Origin of the sequence: Hugenholtzia roseola DSM 9546, assembly GCF_000422585.1 — a bacterium.
Lineage (GTDB): Bacteria > Bacteroidota > Bacteroidia > Cytophagales > Bernardetiaceae > Hugenholtzia > Hugenholtzia roseola.
The window spans coordinates 20,723-45,949 of record NZ_AUGI01000042.1 but is presented as its reverse complement, the minus strand read 5'-3'; the positions used below and the strand labels follow the sequence as shown (position 1 = coordinate 45,949).

Sequence of the window (25,227 nt, the reverse complement as noted above, 5' to 3'; positions counted from 1 at the left end):
CAGTCCAAAAAAATAAATATTTGCTCCCCATGAAAGTGCGTCTTCTCTTTTTGATGCAGCTTTGGCTGTATTGGCTTTCCTTCTTTGCCTTCGGACGTTTTTTCTTCTTGTTATACAACTGGGAAAAATACGCTACCGCGCCTTTTTTAGAAACGCTACGTGCCTTTCCCAAAGCCCTCGCCTTAGACCTTTCCACAACAGGGTATTTGCTTGTTTTGCCTACACTTTATACTTTTATACATTTTTTCTGGCAAAAAAGGTTTTTTTTGTATCTACACAAATTTTATCATTATATTCTGATTTTGCTATTAGTTAGTATTCAAATTGGTGAAATCTTGCTTTATCGCGCTTGGGGTACAAAACTCAATGCCTATGCCGTTTCGTTTTTAGCCTATCCTACTCAAATGGTTGCCTCTTTGCAGGTAGAGCAAATGGTGAGCGGTTTTGTTTTGTGGGCTACTTTTTTGGTGCTTGCCTTTTGGGGTTATAGTAGGATTGTGGGCAAAACGCGCAGTTCTGTTTTTGCATTTTCTTCTAAAAATAGGGCAGGGCAGGGCAGTGAAAAAAGAAAAGTTGCTCCCTTATGGTTTGCTTCATTTGCTAATTTTTACCAGAAAAAAGAAGCCTTTTTTGTTCCTTTTCTATTTGTATTGGTAGGAAGCCTGACCTTTTTAGCCATTCGTGGGGGCGTACAGCTTGCGCCCATCAATCAGAGTGCCGCCTATTATTCTACCTTGCCTATGCTCAATCATTTGGCTATCAATACGCATTGGAACTTGCTTTTTAGTGTTTTAAAATCTAAAAAAGCCGCTGCACAAGTGGCAGAGCAGTATTTCGAACCGCAAAAGGCAGCAGAACTTGTCCGCCAACTTTACAAAAGACCTTACGAAGGGGGGCAGAGCAGGGCGAAAAGTGTAGCGCATAGCCCTGACATAGACCCTGCCCAATACAAAAAAACAGAGGCAGATTTTATCTTTGCTGCACCGCGTCCGAACATTGTTTTGGTAATGTTGGAAAGTTGGACGGCAGATGTCATCGCACCTTTGGGAGGGCAGCCCAATCTAACGCCTCACTTCAATCAACTTTGTCAGGAAGGTTTGCTTTTTACAAAGGTCTATGCCACAGGCGACCGCACCGATAAGGGCGTTGTTGGAATATTGAGTGGCTACCCTGCCCAGCCGCTCACTTCTATCATCAAAGAGCCACACAAAGCGGAAAAACTGCCCGTTTTGGCGCAGGATTTGGCACAAATAGGCTACCAAACCGCGATACTTTATGCAGGTGAATCAGAATATTTCAACTTTAAAGCCTATTGGCAGCAGGGCGGTTTCGAAAAAATCATAGACGTGGACGATTTTGAAGCCACTATGCTCAATAGCAAATGGGGCGCACACGACCATTTTGCCTTCGAAAAATCTATTGAAGAAATAAACCATTTGCATCAGAAAAAAAACGCGCCTTTCTTCTTTTCAATTCTGACACTAAGCAGTCATGAGCCTTATCAAATTCCCGAAGGCATCGATTTTGAAGCTCCTATGGCAGCCAAAAACGAAGTAGATTTGTTTTCAAATGCGATTGCCTATACCGATTGGAGCATTGGTCAATTTTTGAAGCAGGCGCGAAAAGAGGCTTGGTATGACAACACGCTCTTTGTTTTCGTTGCCGACCATGGACACCGTTTCCCTAAAAACTACGCCGACACGCGCGATTTTGGAAAGTATAAAATCCCTTTGCTCTTTTATGGAGAAGTCTTGAAGGCGGAAAAGCGTGGTAAGGCTTGCCCCACGATTGCTTCACAAACCGACCTTGCTGCTACGCTTTTGGCGCAGATGAATTTGCCCACTTACCGTTATGAGTGGAGTCAGGATATACTCAATCCTAATGTTCCACACTTTGCTTTTTATGGTTTCGAAGAGGGCTTTGCTTGGTTAGGGCAAAATTCGGGATTTATTTACGATAAAAATACGAAAACCAAACGCGCGATTTTTGGCAAGGATACGGCGCAGGAATGGGGGCTTCCACATCAAAGTTTGGACTATGGAAAAGCCTATTTGCAGCATCTTTTGGCGGATTATAGCAAAAAGTAGGGCGAAGTTCCAGCTTCGCGCTTGTTTCTACATTTTATTTTGTATCAAATTTTAAAATAAACTGTTTTCTGATGTAGGGACAAGACATTGCCCTATCCGAAGTTAGATTGAAACAAAAAGTAGGGCGAAGTACCAACTTCGCCCTACTTTTTTTGTACCAAATTTTTTACTATTTTCTTGTTACATTTTTTTCTACGATTTCTTTTTCTACGATTTCTTTTTCCACCTGCTTTTTACCTTGTCCCAAAATACAAAGTAGGCATCTGTATCGAAGAGGCGCGAATCGTTGCGTGCTTGGAATAGGAAAATGAGTCCGATAGTGAAAAGTACGATATTGGCAATCCAAGAGCCAAACCAGATAGAAACGACTGACTCACGCGCCCACTTGTCGCCTGTAATGCTAAGGACGTAGAAAAGCATAAAAAAGCCAATCGATACCAAAACGGGCATGCCCAGTCCGCCCTTTTTGATAATGGCACCCAAAGGCGCACCGATTAAGAACATGGCAAAACAGGCGATTGCGTAGGTGTAACGCTTGTTTTTTTCCAAAAGTGCGCGTCTTGAATTGCGATTGAGGGTATTGATGCGCTCATATTGGCTTGTGGCAAAGGCGCGGATATTTTTTGCCCTATCGCGTGCGCGTTCTATCATATTTTTGCGCTCAAAAGCCGACCACTGTACCGAAAGGGGCGTATAGCCTTCGGGAATTTGTTCGGGCGCAAGCCAAATCGCTTCGGGGGCTTTGAGGCGGACGCTGTCTTTGTTTGTGTTTTTGCCCAAACGCTCGGAAAGACTCTGGTTTTTGATGGCTTCAAAATCGGTAGGGCTAAGGGCGGCAGTGCTTTTGGTCGAGTCTGTTTGGGTCTGCTTTTGTATTTGATTCTTTTTAGGGTTTAATTTTTTACCATCACGAAAAGAAAAGCGTCTTTTAAGTGAGTCCCTGCTAATTTTGGCACTTGTTTTATTGGGTTTCTTGATTTCTGTGGTTTGGGCTTGTTGCGCCTGCGTGTCTTGTTGGGTTTGGTGTGCTTTGCGAATGGAGTCGGCAATTTGGGTCGATTCAAAGGCGGCACTGCTGGTATCGCGCTGGGCTAAAGTAATTTCCTTTTTATTTTGTTCGGATTTGAAGATATAATCGAAGTAACTATGGCTGCGCAAAGAAAATTCGGCGGCTAAGGTATCGGCTTGTCTTTGTAACGAGTCGGCTTCACTTTGCAGTTGATTGATGTTCATTGTCAGGCGATTCGAGTGAAAGAGGTCTTCGGGCGTTTCGTCCATCTGCATAAAAGCCAAGTCGAACATAAAATCTGCCTTGTCGAACTTATCGCGGACGAAGGCTTTTTTGCCATCTTGCGAATATTGTTCGGAAAAGCGGTAGCCATCTTCTACTTGCAGTTGTAAAAATTGGTTGTTGCCGATATTGCGCATCACGCCCTTGCGTGCGGCGATAAGGTCGGTATTGCCTAAATTGCGCGTGTGGTCGTAAATAAAGATGTCTTCGATGTGTTCGCCGTCGGGGTGTTTTTTGCCGATATAAATGCTCCAATTGGGGATACCATTGTGAAATGCACCTTCGGGAAAATCTAAGGTCGGCTCTTTCTGACGCGCATCATAGAGTAGGCGATAGGCTTTGAGATTGACTTCGGGAACGATATAATTATTAAAAAGATAAGCTACAAAAGTAAGGACAATGGCAAATAATCCTATCGAGCGCAATACGCGCGTAAGCGAAATGCCGATACCCTTTATCGCCGTTAGTTCGTTGTGTTCGCCCAAATTACCAAACGCCATCAGAGAGGAGAGCAACATTGCCAAAGGTAGGGCTTGTGGCACTAAGGTCATGGAAAAATAAAATAGTATTTGTCCTAAAACATCATAGCCTAAATCTTTTCCCATCAAATCTTCTATGTATTTCGACATAAAGACCATCAGCAGGATAAAAAGCACCACCGAGAAGGTTAGGAAAAATAGCCCGATAAAGGCATCTATAATTAACTTATCTACTTTTTTTAACATACTTTTTTAGAACAAAAATAGAGCAGCCGCAAGTCGAAGGCTTGAAAACAGAAAAACGTCGATAATGGTGCGAAACTACAAAATTCGTTTCATATAGGCACTATCCAAGCGGCAGGCTTAACAGAATTTAAGTCGAAACATTTTGGCGGGCTTTTTATCAAGATTCAACAAAAAACCTTAAATTGCCAAACTTGTAGAAGGCATAGCCGCAAATCCTACTTTCCTTTTGTTTTACCCTCAAAAAATCATAACAAAATGCCCAATTCTTTATCAACACAACTCAAAGAATACCTCATTTTTCAGAATGAGCATACCGAAATTTACGACCTGCGCCACCAAATTCCCCATACCATTTTCGCTTATTGGAAGGGCTATTTGATGATGGACACGCCCGAAGCGATTGATGCCTGCCAATTTTCATTAGATTTATTTCAAGAAAAAGACATCAAGGTAATGATTTCCGACCATAGCTTTTTGGAAGGGGCAGAGGTTGATTTTCTCGATTGGCTGCACGATTATTATTTCCCTACGGCGGTCAGAAATGGTTTAGTGGCAGAAATTGTACTTAGCTCGAATCACGACATCGGCAATATCGCCTTAGAATTGATGTACGACGAAGACGACCTTTATCAAAAGGTAAAGCGAGGCGAACTTTATACCCCAAAAATAGACGGCTTTGAGCCTGCCAAACTATTGGCTGCCAAAATCATTGCCGAAAAGCAAGCCCTTTCCGAATAGAACAAAGGAATGACGGCTATTTGAGGCTGCTGCGGACGCGAAGCCAAATAAATCCGACAAAGCCAACGCCCAACAAGACGGTGTAGTGGTAGAAATTTTCTGCACTATCGGTTAGTAGCCCCCAGAGCGAAAGTGCCATCAAGCCCAACATGACCAGCGGCAACACGCCTTCGAAAAGGCTGCCTTTTTGCTTTTTCTTAGCCTGACGAGCGGCACTGAAAGCACCTCTTAGGTTGCTATTTTGGGTATAATCAGAGGGGCGGTTATCGGAATTGGCTACCCCTTCGGTTGTTTCTTGCGCCACTTCGTCCCAAAATTCGGGATTTTGGTGTTTGAGTTCCATGAGTCTTTTTTCGCGAGCCTCTTTTTCGGGGTCGTAATAGCGTGGCTGAAATTCGAAGCGGCGGTATTTTGGTAATTTGATAAATCCAAACATATCGAGCAGGTATTTAGGGCGTGATGTTAAATTCTAAAAATCAGACGCAAATGTAGGGACAAAGCATTGACTTGTCCTATGCCCCAAACCCTAAGGGTCTTCAAGACCCTTAGGGTTTAAGTCCAAATTTCATTTCGTTTCTAATTTGGCAAAACAAGACTTTTTTACAGAACTTAACATTACTGGGTATTTAGGTCGGTTTGTTGATTAGAATAGAAAACAGACTTTTTCCTTTCTTTTTCCTCCAATGCAGACAAAGGTACGAATTTTAAGAGCAAGACAAGGGCGTAAGGCGGCATTTTTTCGCCACACCTTTGAAAGAAAATTTGAAAAAAATCAAAGAAAATAGGATAGGGCTTGCAAGCACTATCCTATTTTTTCGTCTGAAAAAGGGAAGTCTTACAAACCCTGCCTTATAGAAAGTCAATTTTTATGATTTAGACACAATCGCGCTTTTTTTATTGTGCAGGTGTGTCTTTGAGGAGTCGTCTTAAAATTTTGCCTACGTTTGATTTTGGCAGTTCTGTTCTAAACTCGACGTGTTTAGGCACTTTGTAGGCGGTCATGTTTTGCTTACAAAAGTCTTTGATTTCCTCTGCCGTTAGGCTTTCATCTTTTTTGACGATAAAGGCTTTGACGGCTTCGGACGATTTGTCGTCAGGCACGCCGATAACGCCTACTTCCAACACTTTGGGGTGCGAGGCGATAACATTTTCTACCTCATTCGGATAGACATTGAAGCCTGAAACCAAAATCATCTCTTTTTTCCTATCCACAATCTTGACAAAACCCTCTTCGTCCATCACGCCGATGTCGCCTGTTTTGAACCATTCGCCGCTCATTACATTTGCCGTTTCTTCGGGTCTCTGCCAATAGCCGAGCATCACTTGCGCTCCTTTTGCCCAAATTTCGCCTCTTTCGCCTAAGGGTACATCTAAGCCTGCATCATCGACGATACGGATTTCGGTGCTGGGCAGGGGCAAGCCAATGTAGCCGATTTTTTCCTTGCCATTGAGCGGATTAGCGGTAAGCCCTGGCGAGGTTTCGGTTAGACCGTAGGCTTCAATCAGGGCGCAGCCTGTGGTTTGCTGCCAACGTTGTGCCACGATGTCTTGCACCGCCATGCCGCCACCAAGCGAAACTTTGAGATTGGAAAAGTCGCAACTTTTAAAGTCGGGGTTATTCAAAAGTGCGTTGAAAAGGGTATTTACGCCACTGATAATAGAGAAGCGATGCCTTTTGAGTTCTTCTACAAAGGCAGGAATGTCGCGCGGATTGGTGATAAGGACGTTTTTTGCGCCATATTTGAGGAAGCCAAAGCAGTTGAAGGTAAGGGCAAAGATGTGGTACAAAGGCAGCGCGGTGATGCCTACTTCGTTTCCTTCGTTGATTTTAAAACCTGTCCAAGCCATTAGCTGCGCCATATTTGCCAAAATATTGCGATGGGAAAGCATCGCACCTTTCGAAACGCCCGTTGTGCCGCCTGTATATTGCAAAAAGGCGATGTCCGAACTTTTGAGGTCAGGGCTTTGGTAGTTGTATTTTTTCCCCTCTGCAAGGGCATCTTTAAAACTTACCGCCTGCGGAATGTGAAAGGGCGGCACCATTTTTTTGAGGTGCTTAATTGCCAAGTTCATAAACCAGCCCTTGATGCCGCCGACCATATCGGCAACTTCGGTAATGATGACTTTTTCTATTCCCGTTTGTGGCAAAATTTCTTGTAAATTTTTCGCCATATTCGCCAAAATAACAATCGCTTTTGCGCCAGAATCGTTAAATTGGTGCTTCATCTCTTTGGGCGTGTAGAGCGGATTGGTATTCACTACCACTAAGCCTGCTCGCATTGCGCCAAAAATAGCAATAGGGTATTGAATTAGGTTTGGCATCTGAACGGCTATCTTATCGCCTTTTTTCAAGCCTTGTCTTTGTAAATAGGCAGCAAAAGCCGCCGATAGCTTGTCTAAATCGTTGAAACTAATGATTGCCCCTAAGTTTTCGTAGGCGGGACGCGCTCCGAATTTCTGAATACACTCCTCGAAAAGTTCGAGCAGCGAGCTATAATGGTCGGGGTTGATTTGGGCAGGCACACCCGCAGGGTACGATTTGAGCCAGATTTTCTCCATTGTGTAGATTTTGAGTAAAGTTTGGTCGTGTGTGTAATCTTTGGTTAAAATAGGCGTATTTTTGGGAAAAAAGCAAATCTTTGTCGCTTTTTTTTCGGCATGCCGAATTTATTTTTGAAGATTGCTTTTTAAAGGGCATTTTGTAGCTTTGTATGAAACCTAAGCGGCTTGAAAAGGCTTGGAAGTTTCGCCAAATTTTATTTCGTTTAGAATTTGAAAATACAAGGCTTTTTGTAGGAAAATCTTTATCTTTTTATGATACTTCGAAAGTGGCTGTTTTTAGGCTTTGCTTGTGCTTTTTTGTTTGAGTTTTTCTTTCTGTGCTTTGCGCCAAAAAAGGCAATCGCGCAAGAAAATTCGCAGGTGCTTTCCAATAAAAAACAGAAAACGCAGGTAGAATTAGCCCAAACGTTGCGCGATTTGCAGCGCAAGTTGGAGATGGAAAAAAATGATTCTATCAAACTTCTGATTCTAACCGAAATTTTCTCTTGTAGCCGCAAAATCAATCCTGACACCGCTCTTTATTATGCGCAACGCCAGATTGCTTTGGCGCAAAAGGTAGGCTCTGTGCAGGGCAAAATGTCGGGTCTTGTCAATGCAGGATTGATTTATAGAATGCAGGGCAAATACGAAAAAACGTATGAAAGTTATCTATTGGCTCTTTCTTTGGCGCGTACCGCAGGGCATCTTTCGGGCGAAACAGTGGTGTTAAATAATTTGGGTGCTACCTATCAATCGCAAGGAATTTACAACAAAGCCTTGCAATATTATCAGCAGTCTTTGGATATTTCGTTGAAAGAATTGAAGCGAAAAGCCCAAATAAGGCACAAAAACGCCGAGCGCGACAGTCTTTCTGTGGGGTCGCTCTATAATAATATCGGCAGCATTTATTTTGAAAAGGGTTTTTACGACAAGGCAATGCAGTTTTATCGCAAGGCTTTGGAGATGCGTAGCGACGATAATTTGCGCATGAAGTCTAAAATTTTAAATAATTTGGCAGTTATCTATGAAAAAGAAAAGCAATACAAACGCGCCTTAGAGTACCATCAGGAAGCCTTAGCCTTGCGCGAAAAGTTAGGCGATTTAAAAGAAATTGCACAAAGCTACAACAACATTGGCATTATTTACAAAGAAACAGACCAAGATTCTTTGGCGCGTCTGCTTTTTGACCAAGCCCTTCGCATCAGAAACCAAATCAGCGACCAAAAAGGGCTTAGTAGCACCCTCAATAATATCGGAACTTTGTACGAAAAAAAGGAACTCTATGACGAAGCCCTTTCTTTTTACAATAAAAGCCTCAAAATCAGACGCGAAGACAACGACCAAGAAGGGCAAGTCGCCTCCCTTAAAAATATCAGCCTGCTCTACCAAAAGAAAGGAAATGCTGCAAAATCTAACCAAATTGCAAAAGAAGCCCTCGCGATGGCGGAAAAAATAGGGGCAATGACGCATATAGAACGCCTCAACGAAATCCTCTACGTCAATGCCAAGACCTCTGGAAGGGAAGAAGAAGCCCTCAAATATTTGGAAAGCTACACCCAAACAAAAGATTCTATCTCTAATTTAGAAAAAACCAAAACCATTGCCCAACTGCAAATTTTATACGAAACAGAAAGAAAGGAACAGCTTATTAAAGAATTGCGACAGCAAAATGAAATCCAACAACTGCAAGCCGAGCGGACGCGCTCTTATTTTGTGGCGGCAGGTTTGGGCTTGCTTTCAGTTGCGCTGATGGTCATCTTTGCCTTTGTGCGTTCCAACTTGCGCAAAAAATCGGCACTTTTAGAGTTGCGCCTACAAAACCTCGAAATTGGGCAGGAATTGGCGCAGGCAGAATTAAAGGCGATTAAATCGCAGATGAACCCTCATTTTATCTTCAACGCGCTTAATTCTATTCAGAGTTTTATCTTTTTAGATGATAAAAGAAAAGCCTCTATTTATTTGAGCAAATTTGCACAACTGATGCGGCTGGTCTTGGAAATGTCTGATGCCAAAGCGGTTAGTTTGAAAGATGAGCTAACGGCTTTGCGCCTCTACCTCGATTTTGAAAACATGCGCATGAACAATGATTTAAAATATACGGTTCAGATTGATGAAAATATTTCCGAACACAATTTACACATTCCGCCCATGATTATTCAGCCTTATGTAGAAAATGCAATTAAACATGGGCTTTTACACAAAAAAACAGGCGATAAAAATTTAGAAATTTTATTTCAACTTTCAAACGACCAAACTTGGTTGGAGGTCTGTATCAGCGATAATGGCATTGGGCGCGAAAAGGCGGCAGAAATTAAGGCGCAGAGCAAGAACCAACACAAGTCTTTTGCCACACAAGCAAATCAGAAAAGGTTATTGATTTTGGGTGAATTGGCGGCGCAAAATTTGGGCAAAAATGGAAAGGCAAAGGACAAAACGATAGCCGATTTTGTTAGAATTATAGACCTGCACGACGCACGCCAAAATCCTATCGGCACGCGCGTAGAATTGCGTCTGCCTATCTAATTACAAAACCTTTCAGACATGAAAACCAACGCTTTACGACTTCTCGAACAGAAAAAAATAGCCTATCAAGTCGTTGAATATCAGTATGATACGGAAAATTTAGACGTAGCCAAAATTGCACTCGACAATGCCCTTCCTTTGGCGCACATCTTCAAAACTTTGGTTACGATAAGTCCGACAGGCGAAATAATGGTTGCTTTGGTAGGGGGCGACAAACAACTTTCTAAAAAAAAATTGGCACAGCAGGCAGGGCATAAAAAGATAGAATTGCTGCCCCTCAAAGATTTATTGCCACAGACGGGCTACCAGCGCGGCGGTTGTTCGCCTTTGGGCATGAAAAAGAAATTTCGTACCTTCATAGATAAAGCAGGATTAGAACTATCTCAAATTTACGTTAATGCGGGCAAAAGAGGACTACTTTTTAGCATAGCACCGCAAACTTTGGCAGAGCTAACGGCGGCTATTTGGGCAGAAATAACCGAGGAGGAGGCTGAAACGGCGTAGAAATTAGCAAAAAATAAAGGGACAAGTTTTTATTTTGTCCCTTTGTTTGTAGCCTATCTTTTAATCAATTTAAAGGCTATATTACGCCCATGCCCTTGCATAATGGCAAGATTTATCCAAGAAAGGGCAAATTGCTCTAAAAGAGCGGCTTTGTCATCTCCACCAAAATCCCAGCAGGTAGAAAAACCTGCATCTAAGGCAAGTTGTGTGGCTACTTCTTTGGCTTTTTTGGAACTTCCTGCCGCAAACATATCAATTCCTTCGCCTTGATAGATAGGATTTTTCATGTTTTCGAAGCCTGTGGAATTGAAGCATTTTACTACTTCGGTTTCGGGCAAATAGTGTCTAAATGCTTCAAAAGAGTTACTAAATCCTTCGGGGCGTGTCGTGATAGCGTTCATGGCATCTATCAACACCTTGCCTTTGGCAGCGGCTTTGATTTCTTCAGCAATGCTTTGCGTGGCAGGTGGCACAGCGGCTACCAAAATTACTTCGGCATTTGCAGCACTTTCTGCTATGGTATGCAAAGTAGTATTGGGGTTTTCTAAGAGGTGTTTGTCCTCAAATTTGGCTAACTCTCTTGTGCCTAAAAAGATTTGATGCCCTGCTTTTGCCCATTGAGTGGCTAAAGCTCCCCCTACATTTCCTGTTCCGATAATTGAAATTTTCATGTGTTTTAAAGGTGTTTTAAAGGTTTTGTGATAGAAAAAATTAAAAAGTTTTCAAATCATAAATACTGCGCACTTCGGCAAATTCTTTTTCCATGTTTAGTCCCAAATCTATGAGTTTGCCTGTCCGCACATCAAAGACCCAACCGAAGATTTTGGGATAGCCTGTTTTGTACCAAGATTTCTGTACGTGGTCTATTTTGATGATATTGATACATTGCTCGCGCACATTGAGTTCTACCAAGCGGTCAAAACGCTTTTGTGTGTCGTCTATGGCATCTAACTCTGCCCTATGAAAGCGATATACATCACGCAGGGTTTGCAGCCAACTGTTGAGCTGCCCCATGTCGCTGGGGTTGAGGGCGGCTTTTACACCTCCACACTCATAATGTCCGCATACAATAATATATTTAACTTTGAGATGCTCTACAGCATATTGCACTACGGAGTTGATGTTGTTATCGGTAGCAACTACCTGATTGGCGATATTTCTATGCACAAAAACTTCGCCCGGCTGCAAACCCATCAAATCTTCGGCAGTAACGCGGCTATCGGCACAACCAATGTATAAAAATTCGGGGTTTTGTCCTTTGGAAAGCTTCTCGAAATATTGGGCATCTTGTGCCAATTTTTCGGCTATCCATTTTTCGTTATTTTCAAAAATTGTTTTAAAATCCATACCTTTATTCGTTTTTTGTAGAAGTAAATCTTGAAATAATAATCCCCACCAAAGCCACCATATAAAATTGTCCTGCTACGGTAAAAAACATGGTGCTAAGTCTTGCCGAGTCGCTTGCTGGCGTAATATCGCCAAAACCTACTGTAGTAAGCGTTACCATGCTAAAATAGGATAGTTGGCTATACAGTTCGGGAAGGGTGCTGCCTGAAATGCCATTGAAAGAATGAGGAATGTTGTATTCCAGCAGCAAAAAAGCAAATAAAGCAATGATAATCAGAAGCAAAAATCCGCATACAGAGCCTAAAATCACGCTAACGTTGGTTTCAGATTTTTTGATAATTTGCCTTAAAACTTCTGTAAAAATGAGGCTATAATATGCCAAATATACAAATAACGAAAGTTCGATAAGCCCTGCTATATCTGCAATAAAATTGAAACAAAGCGGCACAAGCACTGTTATCAAAAACAAAATATTGCGCAACCATTTGAGCCAAAAAGCACGCTCTTTGAAAATGCTCACAGAGGCAATTCCCAAAATCATCATATTGGCAGACCAGACGTATTTTGTGAAAAATGCACTATCTACCACAAAGATTTTATCAAACAAAACCAATAATAAGGCGATTAAAAGTATCTCGAAGCGGTACATTTTTCTATTTTTATGGTATTGTAAAAAAACACAAAAACCAATAAAGGCTATATTTTCAAATTAAGCCCAAAAGTCAAAATCCTATCTTGCTGCCGCTGATTTTCGATAACAATTTTTTCGAAAGTGTAGAGATAGCTCATTCTAAAACTGACGTGCTTCGAAAGCGGAAAATCTGCACTTGCTTCTGCCTGCCACCGAAAATTATTGGCTTCTTCTATCGAGGGTTGGATATAGCTTTCATAGGAAAGTATGATTTTGTCGTTTGCCAAATGGTGCTTTCCAAAAATCCAAGCAGTAGCTCGCCAAGTGCGGAGGTGTGTGCTGCCGTCATATTGGTTTTCGTTAAAATTATTTTGTGCAAATTTTGTATCCTCATATTCTGCGGAAAGTGCAGTTTTGAGCAGGTGATTTTTCTTGCGAACGATTTGCCAAGTAGCCCCTGCACCCACAAAATAGCGGAGGTCTATTTTTCTTCGAAAGTTGGTAGAAATAAAGCCTAAAAGGAAAGGATAAATTTTATTTTCGGGTTTGAAATAGAGAAAATTTCTACTAAAAATATCCTCATCGGCTTTTTGCTTAAAAAATTCTTGATAGAGGTAGGCATTTTGGGTCTTGAAAACAAGGACTTTGAGGGGCTTCAAGCTCAAATCCATTTTCGCCCTCAAAACCAAAGTTTCTACATTGCCACCTTGCCAAAAACCTGTGAGAGCGAGGTTTCCCTTGATTTTTGCCGTATCGCTTTCATTGATTTGGGCAAAAAGTGAGAGCGGAAAAAGTAGAAAAATAAAGAGTAGATTTTTCATTATTACTTTTGTTTAGACAAGATTACAAGATTTTACAAAACAAAATCCTGTTTTTTAAAGCAAAACGCCATCGACTTCTTTTGGTCTTTCAGGCAAATCAGTTTCACCCAGCGTTTCCCTCAAATCTCGCTCAATCGTATTGCAAAGAGCTGTTAGTGGCACATCAGTTGCCCGATTTTCGAAAGGGTCTTCATTTACTTCGCCTATTTTAGCTATTGTACCAAATACAAAACTAATGAGTACCGAAATAGGAATCATCAATGCCTGCAAACCTAATTTATGAAAATCGCCTATCAGACAAAAAGGCAACAAAAACATAAAAGCATACAAAAACAAAACTGTAAAAAAGTGATACTGACGCAGTAAAGGCGTGTTTTTTATCCGCTCACAAGCCCCCTGATGATTTGCCAAAGCCAGAAGTTGCCCTTCCATCTGAAAACTATCAAAACCGCCTAAAGTACCATTTGCCATAGCTTTGTAGATTTGCTGCCCCATCATTTTTTGTAGATAATTGGGCTTATTTTGTTTGTCTTTGAGTGCTGCAAACTCTTCTTCGGAAAGAAAAGGCTTGATTTCTTGCCAATTCTCTTGTTTCCGCAAATGAAGACGCAAAGCATGCACCCAAGCAATTTGTTTGTAAATCAAAGATTTTTTAAAGGTTTCGCTGCGTTCTTTTTGATAATTTTCTTGGTGGGCATGGCTATCGGTAAAAGTAAAAACCAAGCGAGCAAACACGCGACTCGAATTGACAATGCCTCCCCAAATCTGTCTTGCTTCCCACCAACGGCTGTATGAACTATTGTTGCGAAAACCTAAGAAAATCGCCAAAGCACCCCCCAAAGTAGCCGCAATGCTAAAAGGTAAGGCTATTTTTTGAAATTCGAAGACCTCAAACAGTACCCAAACCGCAACTGCTAAAGGGATAGAAAATAATAATTCGTAGCGCATATACCACACTACTTTGTGGGGTAGAAATATTTTTCTGGTGAGCATAATGGTAAAAATTTAAGTGATATTTTTTCTACCTAAAGATAATTTTGAACATACTTCAAACTTACCTCCCAAAGTTTTTGGGCTATGTGCGGGTCTTTTGCCATATCAGTAGCGACTGCTTCGCTGTGTTTGTGCCAATATTTTCCCGTAATGCCCTCTACTTCATTAGATAAAGTAAGATAAATACTTGTCATTGCTCCTTCTTCGGGGCTTACAAAGTTTCCAAAAAAACTACGCTCTTCTTGGTTCATTTTATCAAACAAAGCAGTTTTGACTACTCCCGGATGCAGAGAATTTACCGTAATATTTTGGATATTTTCTTTGGCTAATTCTGCCTCTAACTGTAAGGAAAAGAGCAAGTTACATAGTTTTGATTGCGAATAAGAGAAAAAACCGTTGTATTCTCCTTTTCTGAACTCTATGTCATCAAATTGCAAAATATTGCGGCGATGCGCCCCCGAAGCGGTATTGATGATGCGTGCAGAAGTTGATTTTTTGAGTGCAGGCAATAGTAAAAGCGTAAGTAGAAAAGGAGCAAGATGATTGACGGCAAAGTTCATTTCTATCCCGTCTTTACTTTCTTTGAACTCCATTTCCCAAGTGCCTGCATTATTGAGCAATACATCAATAGTAGGGAATTTTTCTTGAACTTTTTGTGCAAAACTTTTTACAGAAGCTAAGGAAGCAAAATCGCCTTCAAAACAATAAATATTTTCGTTTCCGCTTGCTTTGATGAGTTCTTGTCGTACTTCTTCGCCCTTTTCAAGATTGCGAGCATTGAAAATGACTGTATTTTTAGGTGAGGCTTTTGCAACAGCTAAGGCGGTCATTTTACCAATGCCAGAGGTTGCTCCTGTGATGAGATAGGTTTTTTGCATGGGTATATGGTTTTGATTAGTTTAAAAGAAAAATTGTTCTTTGATAATTTTGCCTTCTTTCACTTCAAAGACTGCAATTTCTTCCATTTTCGTTCTTTGTTGGTTGTGTTTCCAAGTCAAATCTATTCCCATACTTAGTGTAAAGAAATTACCTGAAACGAGGGCATCAGAAACTTCTACACTGTGAAAATCAGCACTATTCCGAAAATAATCGCCTTTTTTGATGATGGCATCTAAACCTTTCACCACATTATTTTCAGTGTGTTCAGGCTCAATGCTAACTGCGTCTTGGGCATAGAGTGATTTTTGGGCTTCTTCAAACTTACCGTATCGGCATAGTTCGATGAGTTTGTTGGCAGTTTCTTGTGTAGTCATAAAGATTAAATGATTATTGTGTTAAAATTTGTTTTAATAGATGATTTCGTTTTCAAATGCACCTTGCCTTTGCTCAAAAAGGTTCCAATATTGCTCGGCAATTTTATCAGGGCTATATTTTTTGCAAAGGATAAAAGAACTCGTTAGGTCTGCGCTCAGGAGCGCACATGTTCCCTGTGGATGGTCTTGCGCCCAAGTAAAGAAAATTATTTTCCAACTTGAGAATATCATACTCTTGGCTGCAAGCACTCTTTGATTCTAAAAAAGAGCAGCCAGTTGTTGATATATCTTTTTCAATACTGAATGTAAGATTACAGCTATTGAACCCAAAATTATTGATAACTGCTTCGTCTTGAGTAAGTAGTGTAACGTACTTTTTATCAAAATAAAAAATAGCATTTTTTGTATTTGATAGATTTTCAGAATCGCCCTCTATGGTATAAGCACCCACTCCTCTGAAAGTAAATACAGGCATACTCCGCAGACTATCAAGGTAGAGCGTAAACTTTATCTCCCAAGAGTCTTCCGTAAAGTTAAAAACACGAACGCCATAAGTGCCATTGCCTAAGTTTTCAGAGGCAGCACTCTCCCATTTTCCTATGTATGGGTTAGACGTAGCGTTTTCTTCTTTTTTACAACTCGCTGCTGTCAGCAATAAGATAATTATTACTAACACATTGATTTTAAAACTGTTCATGATGTTTTATGATTAAAGTTAGAATGATTGTGTTAAAATTTGTTTTAATACATAATTTCGTTTTCAAATGTCCCTTCTTTTTGCTCAAAAAGTTTCCAATATTGCTCGGCAATTTTATCAGGACTATATTTTTCGTCTTGCGGATTGACATAGCCACAAACCGTAACTTGTGCAATATGCACATTGGTATTTTCTACTCTTTTGGCAAGTGCTTGCACTAAATTTCGCAAAGCTGCCTTTCCAATGCTAAGAGAAGTCCATTGAGGGTCGCCTTGTAGAGCAAAACCTCCTCCTGTAAAGAAAATTTTTCCTTTGTTTTCTTTCAAACAGAAAGGTAAAACCAATTTTGCCAAATGAAAAGCTCCGCCCACATTGACATCAAATTGACTTTTAATGGTTTCCCAATCTTGCTCTACAATATCCTTGACCGAAACGGCGGCAGCATTGTAGAGAATCATATCGGCATGCCCTTGCGTATCGCGTATCTGAAACAAAGCATTTTTCAAAGAATCTGCCTCACTTACGTCGGCTACGGCATATACCGCCTTGATGCCTTGTGCTGTTAATTTTTGAACCTGCTCCTGTAGTTTGCTTTCGGTGCGTGCAAGTAGGGCAATAGTGTATCCTTTTTTTCCGAACAAACGCGCTACGGCATCACTGATGCCTGTTCCTGCGCCTATAATCGTGATAAGTGCCATAGTTTAAGTTTTTGTAAGACTAAGAACACAAAGCAGTGCCAAGTAGCACAAATATTTTATACAATATCTTTGTGTTCTTAGTATTTAAAGTGAAAAGTTTATTTTCCTAACATTTCTACCAACATCTCGGCGGCGGCAGCTCCCGAATTTTGCTGCTGTCCTGTGATAAGATTGCCGTCTTTGATGGCATAGGCACTAAAAGGGGCAGCAACTTTGAAGTTTGTGCCTGCGATTTTGCGGGCTTCGTCTTCAATGCGGTAAGGCTGAATTTTCATACCAACGGCTTGGTCTGCAAATTCCTCTTCGGCATCGGCAAAGCCTGTCCAAGTTTTGCCTTTTACCAAAAGCTCACCATTTGAAAGTTTCGCATCTAAAAGTAAAGTAGTGGAGTGGCACACTGCCGCGCTGGGTTTGCCTGCCTCGTAGAAAGTGGCGAAAAGTTTTTCTAAATCTTTGTTGCCTCTAAACGTGTACATGGGGGCTTGTCCGCCTACCAAAAAGATGGCATCATAGTCGGCAGGATTTACCTCTGTTAGTTTTCGGGTATTTTCTAATCGTGCCTGAAAATCAGACTTTTGTAAGTAGCCCAAAGAAATAACGTCGTGTGCAGAGTAGCCGCTTGCGTCGAGCGGATTCGAGTAAGCGTCCATTTCCAATTTGCCGCCTTCGGTAGAAACGATTTCTACTTCATAGCCTGCTTCCTCAAAAACGCGCAAAGGGTGAGTGAGTTCGGCTATCCAAAAGCCGATAGACCAGCCTGTTTGCTTGCTTACAGAAGGCGAACTTGCTACCATCAAGATTTTGCCTTTGGTGGGTGCGCCATGAAAATGCACGTACTGATTTTTTTCTTTGATTTGTGCCATGATACATTTGGGGTTTAAACGTGTTCGGATTTTTTTCTGATTTTGATACCACAAAACAAGAAAAAAGAACTAACTTTGCCAAGTGTATAACCTTTTTGTATGATACTAACTCTTTTGAAAGTATGCCCGATTTCAGCTATAACGGCAAAATTTACTATAACCCCGTCGAGTTTGCGATGGATAGAATTGGCGGCACGTGGAAAATGCCTATCCTCTGGCGGCTGCAAAATGGAAAAGTCTTGCGATACAGCGAACTGAAAAAATCGCTCAAACACGTATCCGATAAGATGCTCGCCTCCCAACTGCGCGAACTCGAAGCGGACGGCTTTGTGGAAAGAACGGTTTATCCCGTTGTTCCGCCCCGAACAGAATATAAACTAACGCCAAAAGGTGAAAAAGTCATTCCTGTTATCATTTATATCCGCAACTATGGTTTGGAATTGATGGCGGAATTAGGTTTGGGGAGTTGAAAAATGAAACTTTGAAAAATGCGAAAAACCGTTAGGGCAAAAGTTTTAGGCTTCCTAACGGCTTTCTGATTTTGGAAAACAAATTCTTTTTAGAAAAGAGTTAGTTTTGATTAAGCGTCTGAAAACGCCCTGCAATGACATAAATTTCGGAAGAAGCGGCGATTTCGCCCTTAAATTTGCCTTTTGCTTCCTTTTTCAATAAAGACTCGACAACGACTTCGCCCGATTGCAATTTGCCTTCTATCAATTTGCCCTCATCTACAAATTGCACCCAAACAGAAGGGGCTTTTTTTTGGGTACTATCGATGCGAAAAGTGCCAATTTTAAATTCTGGTAGCAAAACTTTTGCCTGCCAAAGGCGCGTGCCTTCGCCTGCGGTGATGGTTTTTTGGGTCTTTTTCCGCTCGATGCGCTCGATGGTCTGAACTTGCTGCAAGTCGGCAGGAGAGGGTTCGCCTTGCTCAAAATCGTCTTGGGACGCATCTTGGGCATTATTGGGCAAATCGTTTTGCTCTCTTTTTTCGTCTTGCAATAGGGTTTCTTCTTCTTCTTTTTGTGGGGAAGATTCCGCGCTTGTTGCCTCTTTTGCCGCCTGATGCCCGCGCTCCGATTGCTGGGAAACACAGCCATAGAAGAGCAGGCTTAGGACGCAGAGCAGAAAAAGTTTTGCTAAACTTTTACAAGAAGATAGGACTTTCTTTTTCATAAATTGTTTGTTATTTTACAATAATTCAAACATAAAACCCTTCACCTGCAAGGCTTCATACTGTTCTTTGTCAAATTGATAGAGCCGCGCTGCACGGTGGGCAACATTTTCTTGAAACTTTTCCAAAGGCTTTAATAAGTTGGTTTTCAGAATCTTACGCCTAAAATTGCGCTTGTCTAATTCTACCCCCAAGACGCGCTCATATAGCGTTTGAATTTGTGAAAGGGTAAAGGTTTCGGGCAAAAGCTCGAAGCCGATAGGCTGATAGCGCACCTTATTTTTTAGCCGCTGCCAAGCCACTTCAAAAATTTGCGCATGGTCGAAAGCCAAAGGCGGTAGCGCGTGAATATCGAACCATTCTGTCGCTTTGGCATCAGAGGCTGCCAAAACTTGATGCGAAGAAAGATTGACTAAGGCAAAATACGCCACACTGACCACTCTGCCGCGTGGGTCGCGATTTGGCTCGCCAAAGGTGTAGAGCTGCTCCATAAAAACGTTCTGCATGCCTGTTTCCTCTTCCAATTCGCGCCGCGCTGCCGTTTCTATCGTTTCGTCCATATCTACAAAGCCCCCGGGGAACGCCCAAAAATCCTTAAAAGGCTCGTGAGCGCGTTGGATAAGCAAAACTTTGAGCATTTCTTGGGCATCATCCCAACCAAAAATAACACAATCAACCGTAAGGGCAGGACGTGGATATTCGTAAGTATACATAAAAAAAAGTTAAATAGCGAACCAGAACAGAAGGGAAAAGAGATGAACTTGAATAAAAAGAACTGCCTTTCGAGGGAAAAGAGATAAAATTTAGCCCAAAAGCCCCTTTGTAGGCTATCTAATTTCAAAACTACCTAATTTTTTAGGATATTGCAACCTGATTGCGAATTTTCCATTTCATAAAACTTGAAGATGCTACCTTATCTTCAAAAAGTGCAAATCAATTATACCAAAATCACTTTTGTTTTTTGTTACAATAAAATCAAACCCTTCTTCTGCACATGAAGCCTCTCTTTGTTTTGCGCTCGTCATTTCCAACTGCTTTGGTGGTAGTCTTATTGAATGTACTTTTAATTGCTTGTAAGACAGGTCAAGAAAACGCCCAAAATACGAAAAAAGATAAAACACAACAGGCTATCAATCAGCCACTTAAAAGCCAAAATGACAACCTTGCTCTCGCCGATTCTGCCTTTTTAGTGCCGATAGAAGAAGATGCAAAAGTGGATATCGAACCCGACTGGCGACCCAAAAAGGGTGAGTTTCACCCCGCCCATACCCAACTTTGGCAATTAGTACATACCAAGCTCGAAATTCGCCCCGATTGGCAAAAACAATGGCTCTATGGCAAGGCGACCCTGACGCTTACCCCTCATTTTTATGAGCAGAAAAGTGTGAAAATAGATGCAGTAGGCTTTGAAATTAGTTCGGTTTCTATTTTAGAAAACCTACAAAATAAAGCAATTCCATATAAATATGATGGCAAAATCCTGAAGCTAAATTTAGAAAAAAGTTATGAAAAAGGACAAAATATCAATATAGAAATTGTTTATATTGCCAAACCAAATGAAGCCCTTTACCCTGACAGCAAAGCAGGAAATAGTGCAAGAGAAGAAGGTTTATTTTTTATCAATCCTTTAAATAAAACCCCCAATAAGCCCCAACAAATCTGGACACAAGGCGAAACAAGCAACAACGCACTTTGGTTTCCTACCTTCAATCACCCCAACTATAAGATGACGCAGGAGATTGCCCTGACGGTAGAAAATCGCTTTCAGACGCTTTCTAATGGAATTTTGATAGCTTCTCAAAACAATCCCGACGGCACGCGCACCGACTTTTGGAAACAAAGCAAACCGCACGCACCCTATCTGGCGATGATTGCCGTAGGCGAATTTGAAATTATTGAAGATAAGTATAAAGATTTGCCACTTTATTATTACGTAGAAAAACCGTATGCCCCTTATGCGAAGGCTACTTTTGGCAAAACACCACAAATGATTGCTTTTTATGAAAAATTATTAGGCATACCTTTTCCTTGGGAAAAATATGCGCAAATTGTGGTGCGCGACTATACTTCGGGGGCAATGGAAAACACAAGTGCTTCCGTTTTTATGGAGGCTCTCTATTCCGACACACGCGCCTTAGCCGACCATCATTGGGAAGGTATCATCTCACACGAGCTTTTTCATCAATGGTTTGGCGACTTGGTTACTTGTCGTTCTTGGTCTAATTTGGCGGTCAATGAAGCCTTTGCCGAGTACGGCGAATACCTTTGGGAAGAGCAGGAGCGAGGCAGGAAGTTCGCAGACTACAAACTTTTAAACGATTTTAAAGGTTATTTTTATGAAATAGCTTTCAAACGCGAACCCATTATTCGCCCTTATTATTTAAGCGAAGATGATATGTTTGATAATCATTCTTACGCAAAAGGAGGAATTATTTTAAATATGTTGAGAAAACAGGTAGGTGATGCTGCCTTTTTTGCAAGCCTACAACACTTCCTTAAAAAGCACGCCTTTCAAGCCGCCGAAATGCACGATTTCAGACGCGCCGTCGAGGAGGTTTCGGGGCAAGACCTAACGTGGTTTTTCGAGCAGTGGTTTTTTCAGGCAGGACACCCCGAACTATTGGTGCAACAAAGCTATGAAAATAAAAAACTAATTCTGAAAATTACACAGACGCAAGACCAACGCTATTTTCCTACTTTTCGCCTGCCGCTTTCGCTCGATATTTGGGTAGCAGGCAAAAAAATAACGCAAGATATTTTGCTGGTAGAAAATAGCCAAGTGTTTGATTTTGAGGTAGAAAGTGAGCCTGAATTAGTCGTACTCGACCCTGACGGTTGGCTTTTAGGCGAGGTAAAGTTCGAAAAAACGCCTGCCCAATATCGCCTGCAAGCTACGCGATATCAGGCACAATTTCTCACCCAAGTAGATGCCATTAGGGAATTAGCCAAGTCGGTAGAAGAAGCCCCCACACGTGCCGTTTTGTATCGCCTACTTCAAGATGAGTTTTGGGCAGTGCGCGAAGCCGCCCTTCGCAGTTTGGGCGAATATAGGGGTGAAAAAGCGACAAATGAGGCGGAAAAGTTAGCTGAATTTGAAAAAATAAAAACTACATTACAAAATATTGCCTTGCAAGATGGCAATAGCAGTGTTCGCGCTTCGGCAATAGATGTGGTTTCTTTTTATGGCGAGATGCCCGAATTTTGGGAAAAAACTTTAAAAGATAGTTCTTATTATGTGCAAAGTGTTACTTTGTATGCCTTAATCAATACTTACGAATTTGATGCCTTATATTACATCAAACAATTCGAGCAAGTAAAGGAACGCCACCTGACTTATACCGTTGCCGAATACTACGCCAATTTTGGCATTGAGGGCAAGTATGAATGGTTTATTTCGGTATTAGACCGTACTTCTGGTTCAGAATTGAGCTATCTTCTTAATCATTTTACGCAATATGTAGCCAATCAGCCTGAAACGGTTTTAAATCTTGGGGTAGATTACCTGCTCAATCTGGCACAGACTCACTCTTATTTTCAAATCCGCAAAGATGCCTATCAAGCCTTAGCCGTATTGAGCCGTTTTGAGGGTGTAACCGAAAAAATGCAGATTTTGAAGACCACAGAAAAGGATAAGCGCGTTTTGGAGTTTCAACAAGCTATTGGCATTTAGATTCAAAGAGGCGAAAGGGCTTTGGTTTCTTTCGCCTCTGCCTTTTTGTAAGTAGAGGAAATGGGACAAAAAAAGCGATTTTTTTTATCTAAACATTCCAACTATGCTTTTTAATTTGTATAAAAAATATGAGAAAAAATGGATACGATTAGGAAAAGCCATTTATTTTGGTAGTAATAGAGATTTGAATTTGCATCTTATTTTTTTAATAATTTTAGTAAAAATAAAAAATGATGCTGTCGTCGATAGAGCCAACTCTATCGCTTTCAACCTGACACTCTCTATTTTTCCCTTTGTCATCTTTCTTTTTACACTCATTCCTTACTTCCAAATCGCGCATTTAGAAGAAGACCTTTTTACCCAACTTGATGCCATTCTGCCTGCCGCTATCCATAATTTCGTAACAACGACCATCTACGACATCATCAATCGTCCTCGTAGTGGCTTGCTTTCTTTTGGCTTTATTGCCGCTCTTTATACTGCCACCAACGGCATTGTCGCTTTCATGGACGCTTTCAATCGCTCGTATCGCATCAAAGAAAAACGCAATTTTTTGTATAAAAGATTATTAGCAATTTTCCTTACTTTTTTATTGACAGTTTTTCTAATTCTTACCACAGTGCTTTTAGTAGTGGGCAGTTTTATCTTAGATAGACTCATAGAAACGGGTTGGCTTAGTCAAGATTTTTTGTATTATTCTATCCAAGCACTTCGTTTTTTGGTATCTTTTCTAATTCTTTTTCTAAGCATTTCTATTCTTTATTACCTTGCACCTGCCAAAAAAATCTCGTGGCGGCGTTTTTCTTTGGGTGCAATTTTAGCCACTACCCTTTGTATGTTGGCTTCTATTCTTTTTTCTTATTACATTAGTTATTTCAATACCTATAACAAATTATACGGCTCTATTGGAACGGTTATTGGCTTTATGTTTTGGCTTTTTGTCATTTCTTTGATGATACTGTTGGGCTTTGAGCTAAATGTCAGCATAGAAAAGGCGCGAAAAATTGCATACCGCAAAAAGATGCAGCGGATTCGCTATCAAAAAGGCAATGCCAGACCCTAAATTTAGACCCAACTTTGTTGCCGAATTGATACCAATCAAAACAAAAGAAGATGAAAAATCCGAAAAAAGTGATAGTTGTGGGGGCAGGTGCAGCAGGGCTTTATTTGGCTTGTTTGCTCAAAGAAGCCGACTATGAAGTTACCGTTTTGGAGGCAGACGGGCGTGTGGGCGGACGTATTTATTCCCTTCTTTCCGAAGGGCAAGCCTTAGAATTGGGTGCGGAGTTTGTGCATGGCAGTTCTCATATTTTATATGATTTTTGTGTTAAAAATAAAATCAAACTCTATCCCGAAGGAGAAACTTTTTTCGTTTATCAAGAAAAAGTGCAGTCTTTATCCGATTTGGAAAAGCAGCCTTTGATAGCAGATTTGGTTCGCGATTTCTTGGAATTTTATCAGGGACACCACCTTTACAAAGGCGAGGAGATTTCGGCTTTTGATTTTATTAAAAATACAGTTTTAGAAACACATCAAGAAAAAGAGTGGGAAAAGGTCTTGCCTTATTATGAAGCCTTTGCGGGTATGATGGGAACTTCACTTCGCCATTTGGGAATGAAGGCGTGGGCAATGGCTTCTAATCGCTGGTCGGCAGGCGATGAAAACTACCGTTTGGCTTTGCCCTACCAAGATTTCCTTGCTCACATGGTTGATTTTTTGGAAGAAAACTTACATCTGAATAAAGTAGTGCGCCATATTTCCTATCAGGAACAAACAGGTGCAGAAGTCATTACCGAGCAGGGCGAGCGTTTTTGGGCTGATGCCGTCGCGCTTACTGTTCCTTTGTCTATTTTAAAGGAAAAATTTATTACTTTTAATCCTATCCTACCTGAAAGAAAGGCGGAGGCGATTGAAAAAATAGGCTTTGAAGGGGCAGGAATAAAGGTTGTGATGCAGTTTAAAGTCCCTTTTTGGGAGGCGCAAATGGACGCGCTTATCGGGGCTACGGTTGCACAGGAGTATTGGGTTAGTTCTTTTCAGAAACCCAACTGCCAACCTACCCTAACCGCCTTTGTGATGGGTGATAAAGCCTTGAATATGAGTAAGTTAGAAGATAAAGAAAAGCTATCGCTATTGCTCGAAGAATTAGACACTCTTTTTAGAAAAGAAAACCAGACCCCGCCTTCGAAGCACTTAGAAGCCTACTTTGTATGCGATTGGGCAAAGAAACCTTACATCAAAGGGGCTTATTCTTATCCTTCGCCTCATTCGCACTTTGAACGCCACCACTTAGCGGCAGCCGTAGGCGAAAGGCTATTTTTTGCAGGCGAAGCCACACACACAGGAGGGCATTTTGCTACCGTTTTTGGCGCATTAGAAACGGCAGAAAGGGCGTTTGAGGAGATAAATAGTTTTGTAAAAAAATCCTTTCGTCATTTGTGAGGACACAAACAACGGCGGAATAGTTTTGTAAAAAAATCCTTTCGTCATTTGTGAGGACACAAACAACAGCAGAATAGTTTTGTAAAAAAATCCTTCCGTCATTTGTGAGGACACAAACAACAGCGGAATAGTTTTGTAAAAAAATCCTTTCGTCATTTGTGAAGACACAAACAACAGCGGAATAGTTTTGTAAAAAAATCCTTCCGTCATTTGTGAGGACACAAACAAC

Annotated in this window: 23 protein-coding genes; 8 read left to right on the top strand and 15 right to left on the bottom strand. The window is 41.1% G+C overall.

The window, feature by feature from the left end; all coding sequences use genetic code 11:
- Positions 1-29: 29 nt before the first annotated feature.
- Complete coding sequence (locus G500_RS0104900) at positions 30-2,087, top strand: LTA synthase family protein (protein ID WP_027001775.1); 2,058 nt, start codon at positions 30-32, stop codon at positions 2,085-2,087.
- Positions 2,088-2,294: 207 nt separating this feature from the next.
- On the opposite strand, the gene G500_RS0104895 is transcribed toward G500_RS0104900, so the two are convergent.
- Positions 2,295-4,103 carry an LptF/LptG family permease gene (locus tag G500_RS0104895; RefSeq protein WP_027001774.1) on the bottom strand — a complete coding sequence of 603 codons (1,809 nt, stop codon included), beginning with the start codon at positions 4,101-4,103 and terminating at the stop codon, positions 2,295-2,297.
- Between the two features lie 255 nt (positions 4,104-4,358).
- Here G500_RS0104895 and G500_RS0104890 point away from each other — a divergent pair, with 255 nt between their 5' ends.
- Positions 4,359-4,841 carry a hypothetical protein gene (locus tag G500_RS0104890; RefSeq protein WP_027001773.1) on the top strand — a complete coding sequence of 161 codons (483 nt, stop codon included), beginning with the start codon at positions 4,359-4,361 and terminating at the stop codon, positions 4,839-4,841.
- A 16-nt stretch (positions 4,842-4,857) separates the two neighbouring features.
- Here the strand turns inward: G500_RS0104890 and G500_RS22360 are convergent, their stop codons facing one another.
- Positions 4,858-5,277: a hypothetical protein gene (locus G500_RS22360; RefSeq protein WP_035756335.1), complete on the bottom strand. Its 420-nt coding sequence runs from the start codon at positions 5,275-5,277 to the stop codon at positions 4,858-4,860.
- A 458-nt stretch (positions 5,278-5,735) separates the two neighbouring features.
- On the bottom strand, positions 5,736-7,400 hold the full coding sequence (locus G500_RS0104870) for an AMP-binding protein (protein ID WP_027001772.1): 1,665 nt from the start codon (positions 7,398-7,400) through the stop codon (positions 5,736-5,738).
- Between the two features lie 255 nt (positions 7,401-7,655).
- Here G500_RS0104870 and G500_RS0104865 point away from each other — a divergent pair, with 255 nt between their 5' ends.
- The gene (locus tag G500_RS0104865; protein WP_027001771.1) at positions 7,656-9,905 is read left to right on the top strand and encodes a tetratricopeptide repeat-containing sensor histidine kinase; all 2,250 of its coding nucleotides are present in this window, start codon (positions 7,656-7,658) and stop codon (positions 9,903-9,905) included.
- 18 nt (positions 9,906-9,923) lie between these two features.
- The gene (ybaK, locus tag G500_RS0104860; RefSeq protein WP_027001770.1) at positions 9,924-10,409 is read left to right on the top strand and encodes a Cys-tRNA(Pro) deacylase; all 486 of its coding nucleotides are present in this window, start codon (positions 9,924-9,926) and stop codon (positions 10,407-10,409) included.
- A gap of 53 nt (positions 10,410-10,462) precedes the next feature.
- On the opposite strand, the gene G500_RS0104855 is transcribed toward ybaK, so the two are convergent.
- The 10 genes from G500_RS0104855 to G500_RS0104810 form a co-directional block, all read right to left on the bottom strand.
- Positions 10,463-11,080, bottom strand: a complete 618-nt coding sequence (locus tag G500_RS0104855) for an NADPH-dependent F420 reductase (protein ID WP_027001769.1) — start codon at positions 11,078-11,080, stop codon at positions 10,463-10,465.
- Positions 11,081-11,120: 40 nt separating this feature from the next.
- Positions 11,121-11,756 carry a carbonic anhydrase gene (locus G500_RS0104850; protein WP_027001768.1) on the bottom strand — a complete coding sequence of 212 codons (636 nt, stop codon included), beginning with the start codon at positions 11,754-11,756 and terminating at the stop codon, positions 11,121-11,123.
- A gap of 4 nt (positions 11,757-11,760) precedes the next feature.
- Complete coding sequence (locus G500_RS0104845) at positions 11,761-12,405, bottom strand: ion channel (protein ID WP_027001767.1); 645 nt, start codon at positions 12,403-12,405, stop codon at positions 11,761-11,763.
- A gap of 47 nt (positions 12,406-12,452) precedes the next feature.
- Complete coding sequence (locus tag G500_RS0104840) at positions 12,453-13,208, bottom strand: DUF481 domain-containing protein (protein ID WP_027001766.1); 756 nt, start codon at positions 13,206-13,208, stop codon at positions 12,453-12,455.
- Between the two features lie 54 nt (positions 13,209-13,262).
- Complete coding sequence (locus G500_RS0104835; protein ID WP_027001765.1) at positions 13,263-14,201, bottom strand: bestrophin family protein; 939 nt, start codon at positions 14,199-14,201, stop codon at positions 13,263-13,265.
- A 32-nt stretch (positions 14,202-14,233) separates the two neighbouring features.
- On the bottom strand, positions 14,234-15,079 hold the full coding sequence (locus G500_RS0104830) for an SDR family NAD(P)-dependent oxidoreductase (protein WP_027001764.1): 846 nt from the start codon (positions 15,077-15,079) through the stop codon (positions 14,234-14,236).
- 21 nt (positions 15,080-15,100) lie between these two features.
- Positions 15,101-15,454, bottom strand: coding sequence for a nuclear transport factor 2 family protein (locus G500_RS0104825; RefSeq protein ID WP_027001763.1), 354 nt, complete (start codon positions 15,452-15,454; stop codon positions 15,101-15,103).
- A 112-nt stretch (positions 15,455-15,566) separates the two neighbouring features.
- On the bottom strand, positions 15,567-16,151 hold the full coding sequence (locus G500_RS0104820; protein ID WP_027001762.1) for a hypothetical protein: 585 nt from the start codon (positions 16,149-16,151) through the stop codon (positions 15,567-15,569).
- 44 nt (positions 16,152-16,195) lie between these two features.
- Entirely contained in the window at positions 16,196-16,849 is a 654-nt protein-coding gene (locus G500_RS0104815; RefSeq protein ID WP_027001761.1) for an SDR family NAD(P)-dependent oxidoreductase, read from the bottom strand.
- Between the two features lie 98 nt (positions 16,850-16,947).
- Positions 16,948-17,712: a type 1 glutamine amidotransferase domain-containing protein gene (locus G500_RS0104810; RefSeq protein ID WP_027001760.1), complete on the bottom strand. Its 765-nt coding sequence runs from the start codon at positions 17,710-17,712 to the stop codon at positions 16,948-16,950.
- A gap of 122 nt (positions 17,713-17,834) precedes the next feature.
- Between G500_RS0104810 and G500_RS0104805 the strand changes: the two genes are divergently transcribed.
- Positions 17,835-18,182, top strand: coding sequence for a winged helix-turn-helix transcriptional regulator (locus G500_RS0104805; RefSeq protein WP_027001759.1), 348 nt, complete (start codon positions 17,835-17,837; stop codon positions 18,180-18,182).
- Between the two features lie 100 nt (positions 18,183-18,282).
- Here G500_RS0104805 and G500_RS0104800 read toward each other — a convergent pair whose 3' ends face one another.
- Both G500_RS0104800 and G500_RS0104795 read right to left on the bottom strand, forming a co-directional pair.
- Positions 18,283-18,888 carry a hypothetical protein gene (locus tag G500_RS0104800; protein ID WP_027001758.1) on the bottom strand — a complete coding sequence of 202 codons (606 nt, stop codon included), beginning with the start codon at positions 18,886-18,888 and terminating at the stop codon, positions 18,283-18,285.
- 15 nt (positions 18,889-18,903) lie between these two features.
- On the bottom strand, positions 18,904-19,599 hold the full coding sequence (locus G500_RS0104795) for an NUDIX hydrolase (protein ID WP_027001757.1): 696 nt from the start codon (positions 19,597-19,599) through the stop codon (positions 18,904-18,906).
- Between the two features lie 281 nt (positions 19,600-19,880).
- Here G500_RS0104795 and G500_RS22355 point away from each other — a divergent pair, with 281 nt between their 5' ends.
- The 3 genes from G500_RS22355 (at position 19,881) to G500_RS0104770 (ending at position 24,998) form a co-directional block, all read left to right on the top strand.
- Positions 19,881-22,556, top strand: a complete 2,676-nt coding sequence (locus G500_RS22355) for a M1 family metallopeptidase (RefSeq protein WP_051203287.1) — start codon at positions 19,881-19,883, stop codon at positions 22,554-22,556.
- Positions 22,557-22,659: 103 nt separating this feature from the next.
- Entirely contained in the window at positions 22,660-23,619 is a 960-nt protein-coding gene (locus G500_RS22350) for a YihY/virulence factor BrkB family protein (protein ID WP_051203286.1), read from the top strand.
- 50 nt (positions 23,620-23,669) lie between these two features.
- Positions 23,670-24,998 (top strand): flavin monoamine oxidase family protein, encoded by a 1,329-nt coding sequence (locus G500_RS0104770; RefSeq protein ID WP_027001756.1) that lies wholly within the window; start codon positions 23,670-23,672, stop codon positions 24,996-24,998.
- The last annotated feature ends 229 nt before the right edge of the window (positions 24,999-25,227 follow it).

Excerpts from the sequence above, each read along its gene's own strand:
- G500_RS0104900 (WP_027001775.1), top strand. The coding sequence starts at position 30 with ATGAAAGTGCGTCTTCTCTTTTTGATGCAGCTTTGGCTGTATTGGCTT.
- G500_RS0104895 (WP_027001774.1), bottom strand. The coding sequence starts at position 4,103 with ATGTTAAAAAAAGTAGATAAGTTAATTATAGATGCCTTTATCGGGCTA.
- G500_RS0104890 (WP_027001773.1), top strand. The coding sequence starts at position 4,359 with ATGCCCAATTCTTTATCAACACAACTCAAAGAATACCTCATTTTTCAG.
- G500_RS22360 (WP_035756335.1), bottom strand. The coding sequence starts at position 5,277 with ATGTTTGGATTTATCAAATTACCAAAATACCGCCGCTTCGAATTTCAG.
- G500_RS0104870 (WP_027001772.1), bottom strand. The coding sequence starts at position 7,400 with ATGGAGAAAATCTGGCTCAAATCGTACCCTGCGGGTGTGCCTGCCCAA.
- G500_RS0104865 (WP_027001771.1), top strand. The coding sequence starts at position 7,656 with ATGATACTTCGAAAGTGGCTGTTTTTAGGCTTTGCTTGTGCTTTTTTG.
- ybaK (WP_027001770.1), top strand. The coding sequence starts at position 9,924 with ATGAAAACCAACGCTTTACGACTTCTCGAACAGAAAAAAATAGCCTAT.
- G500_RS0104855 (WP_027001769.1), bottom strand. The coding sequence starts at position 11,080 with ATGAAAATTTCAATTATCGGAACAGGAAATGTAGGGGGAGCTTTAGCC.
- G500_RS0104850 (WP_027001768.1), bottom strand. The coding sequence starts at position 11,756 with ATGGATTTTAAAACAATTTTTGAAAATAACGAAAAATGGATAGCCGAA.
- G500_RS0104845 (WP_027001767.1), bottom strand. The coding sequence starts at position 12,405 with ATGTACCGCTTCGAGATACTTTTAATCGCCTTATTATTGGTTTTGTTT.
- G500_RS0104840 (WP_027001766.1), bottom strand. The coding sequence starts at position 13,208 with ATGAAAAATCTACTCTTTATTTTTCTACTTTTTCCGCTCTCACTTTTT.
- G500_RS0104835 (WP_027001765.1), bottom strand. The coding sequence starts at position 14,201 with ATGCTCACCAGAAAAATATTTCTACCCCACAAAGTAGTGTGGTATATG.
- G500_RS0104830 (WP_027001764.1), bottom strand. The coding sequence starts at position 15,079 with ATGCAAAAAACCTATCTCATCACAGGAGCAACCTCTGGCATTGGTAAA.
- G500_RS0104825 (WP_027001763.1), bottom strand. The coding sequence starts at position 15,454 with ATGACTACACAAGAAACTGCCAACAAACTCATCGAACTATGCCGATAC.
- G500_RS0104820 (WP_027001762.1), bottom strand. The coding sequence starts at position 16,151 with ATGAACAGTTTTAAAATCAATGTGTTAGTAATAATTATCTTATTGCTG.
- G500_RS0104815 (WP_027001761.1), bottom strand. The coding sequence starts at position 16,849 with ATGGCACTTATCACGATTATAGGCGCAGGAACAGGCATCAGTGATGCC.
- G500_RS0104810 (WP_027001760.1), bottom strand. The coding sequence starts at position 17,712 with ATGGCACAAATCAAAGAAAAAAATCAGTACGTGCATTTTCATGGCGCA.
- G500_RS0104805 (WP_027001759.1), top strand. The coding sequence starts at position 17,835 with ATGCCCGATTTCAGCTATAACGGCAAAATTTACTATAACCCCGTCGAG.
- G500_RS0104800 (WP_027001758.1), bottom strand. The coding sequence starts at position 18,888 with ATGAAAAAGAAAGTCCTATCTTCTTGTAAAAGTTTAGCAAAACTTTTT.
- G500_RS0104795 (WP_027001757.1), bottom strand. The coding sequence starts at position 19,599 with ATGTATACTTACGAATATCCACGTCCTGCCCTTACGGTTGATTGTGTT.
- G500_RS22355 (WP_051203287.1), top strand. The coding sequence starts at position 19,881 with ATGAAGCCTCTCTTTGTTTTGCGCTCGTCATTTCCAACTGCTTTGGTG.
- G500_RS22350 (WP_051203286.1), top strand. The coding sequence starts at position 22,660 with ATGCTTTTTAATTTGTATAAAAAATATGAGAAAAAATGGATACGATTA.
- G500_RS0104770 (WP_027001756.1), top strand. The coding sequence starts at position 23,670 with ATGAAAAATCCGAAAAAAGTGATAGTTGTGGGGGCAGGTGCAGCAGGG.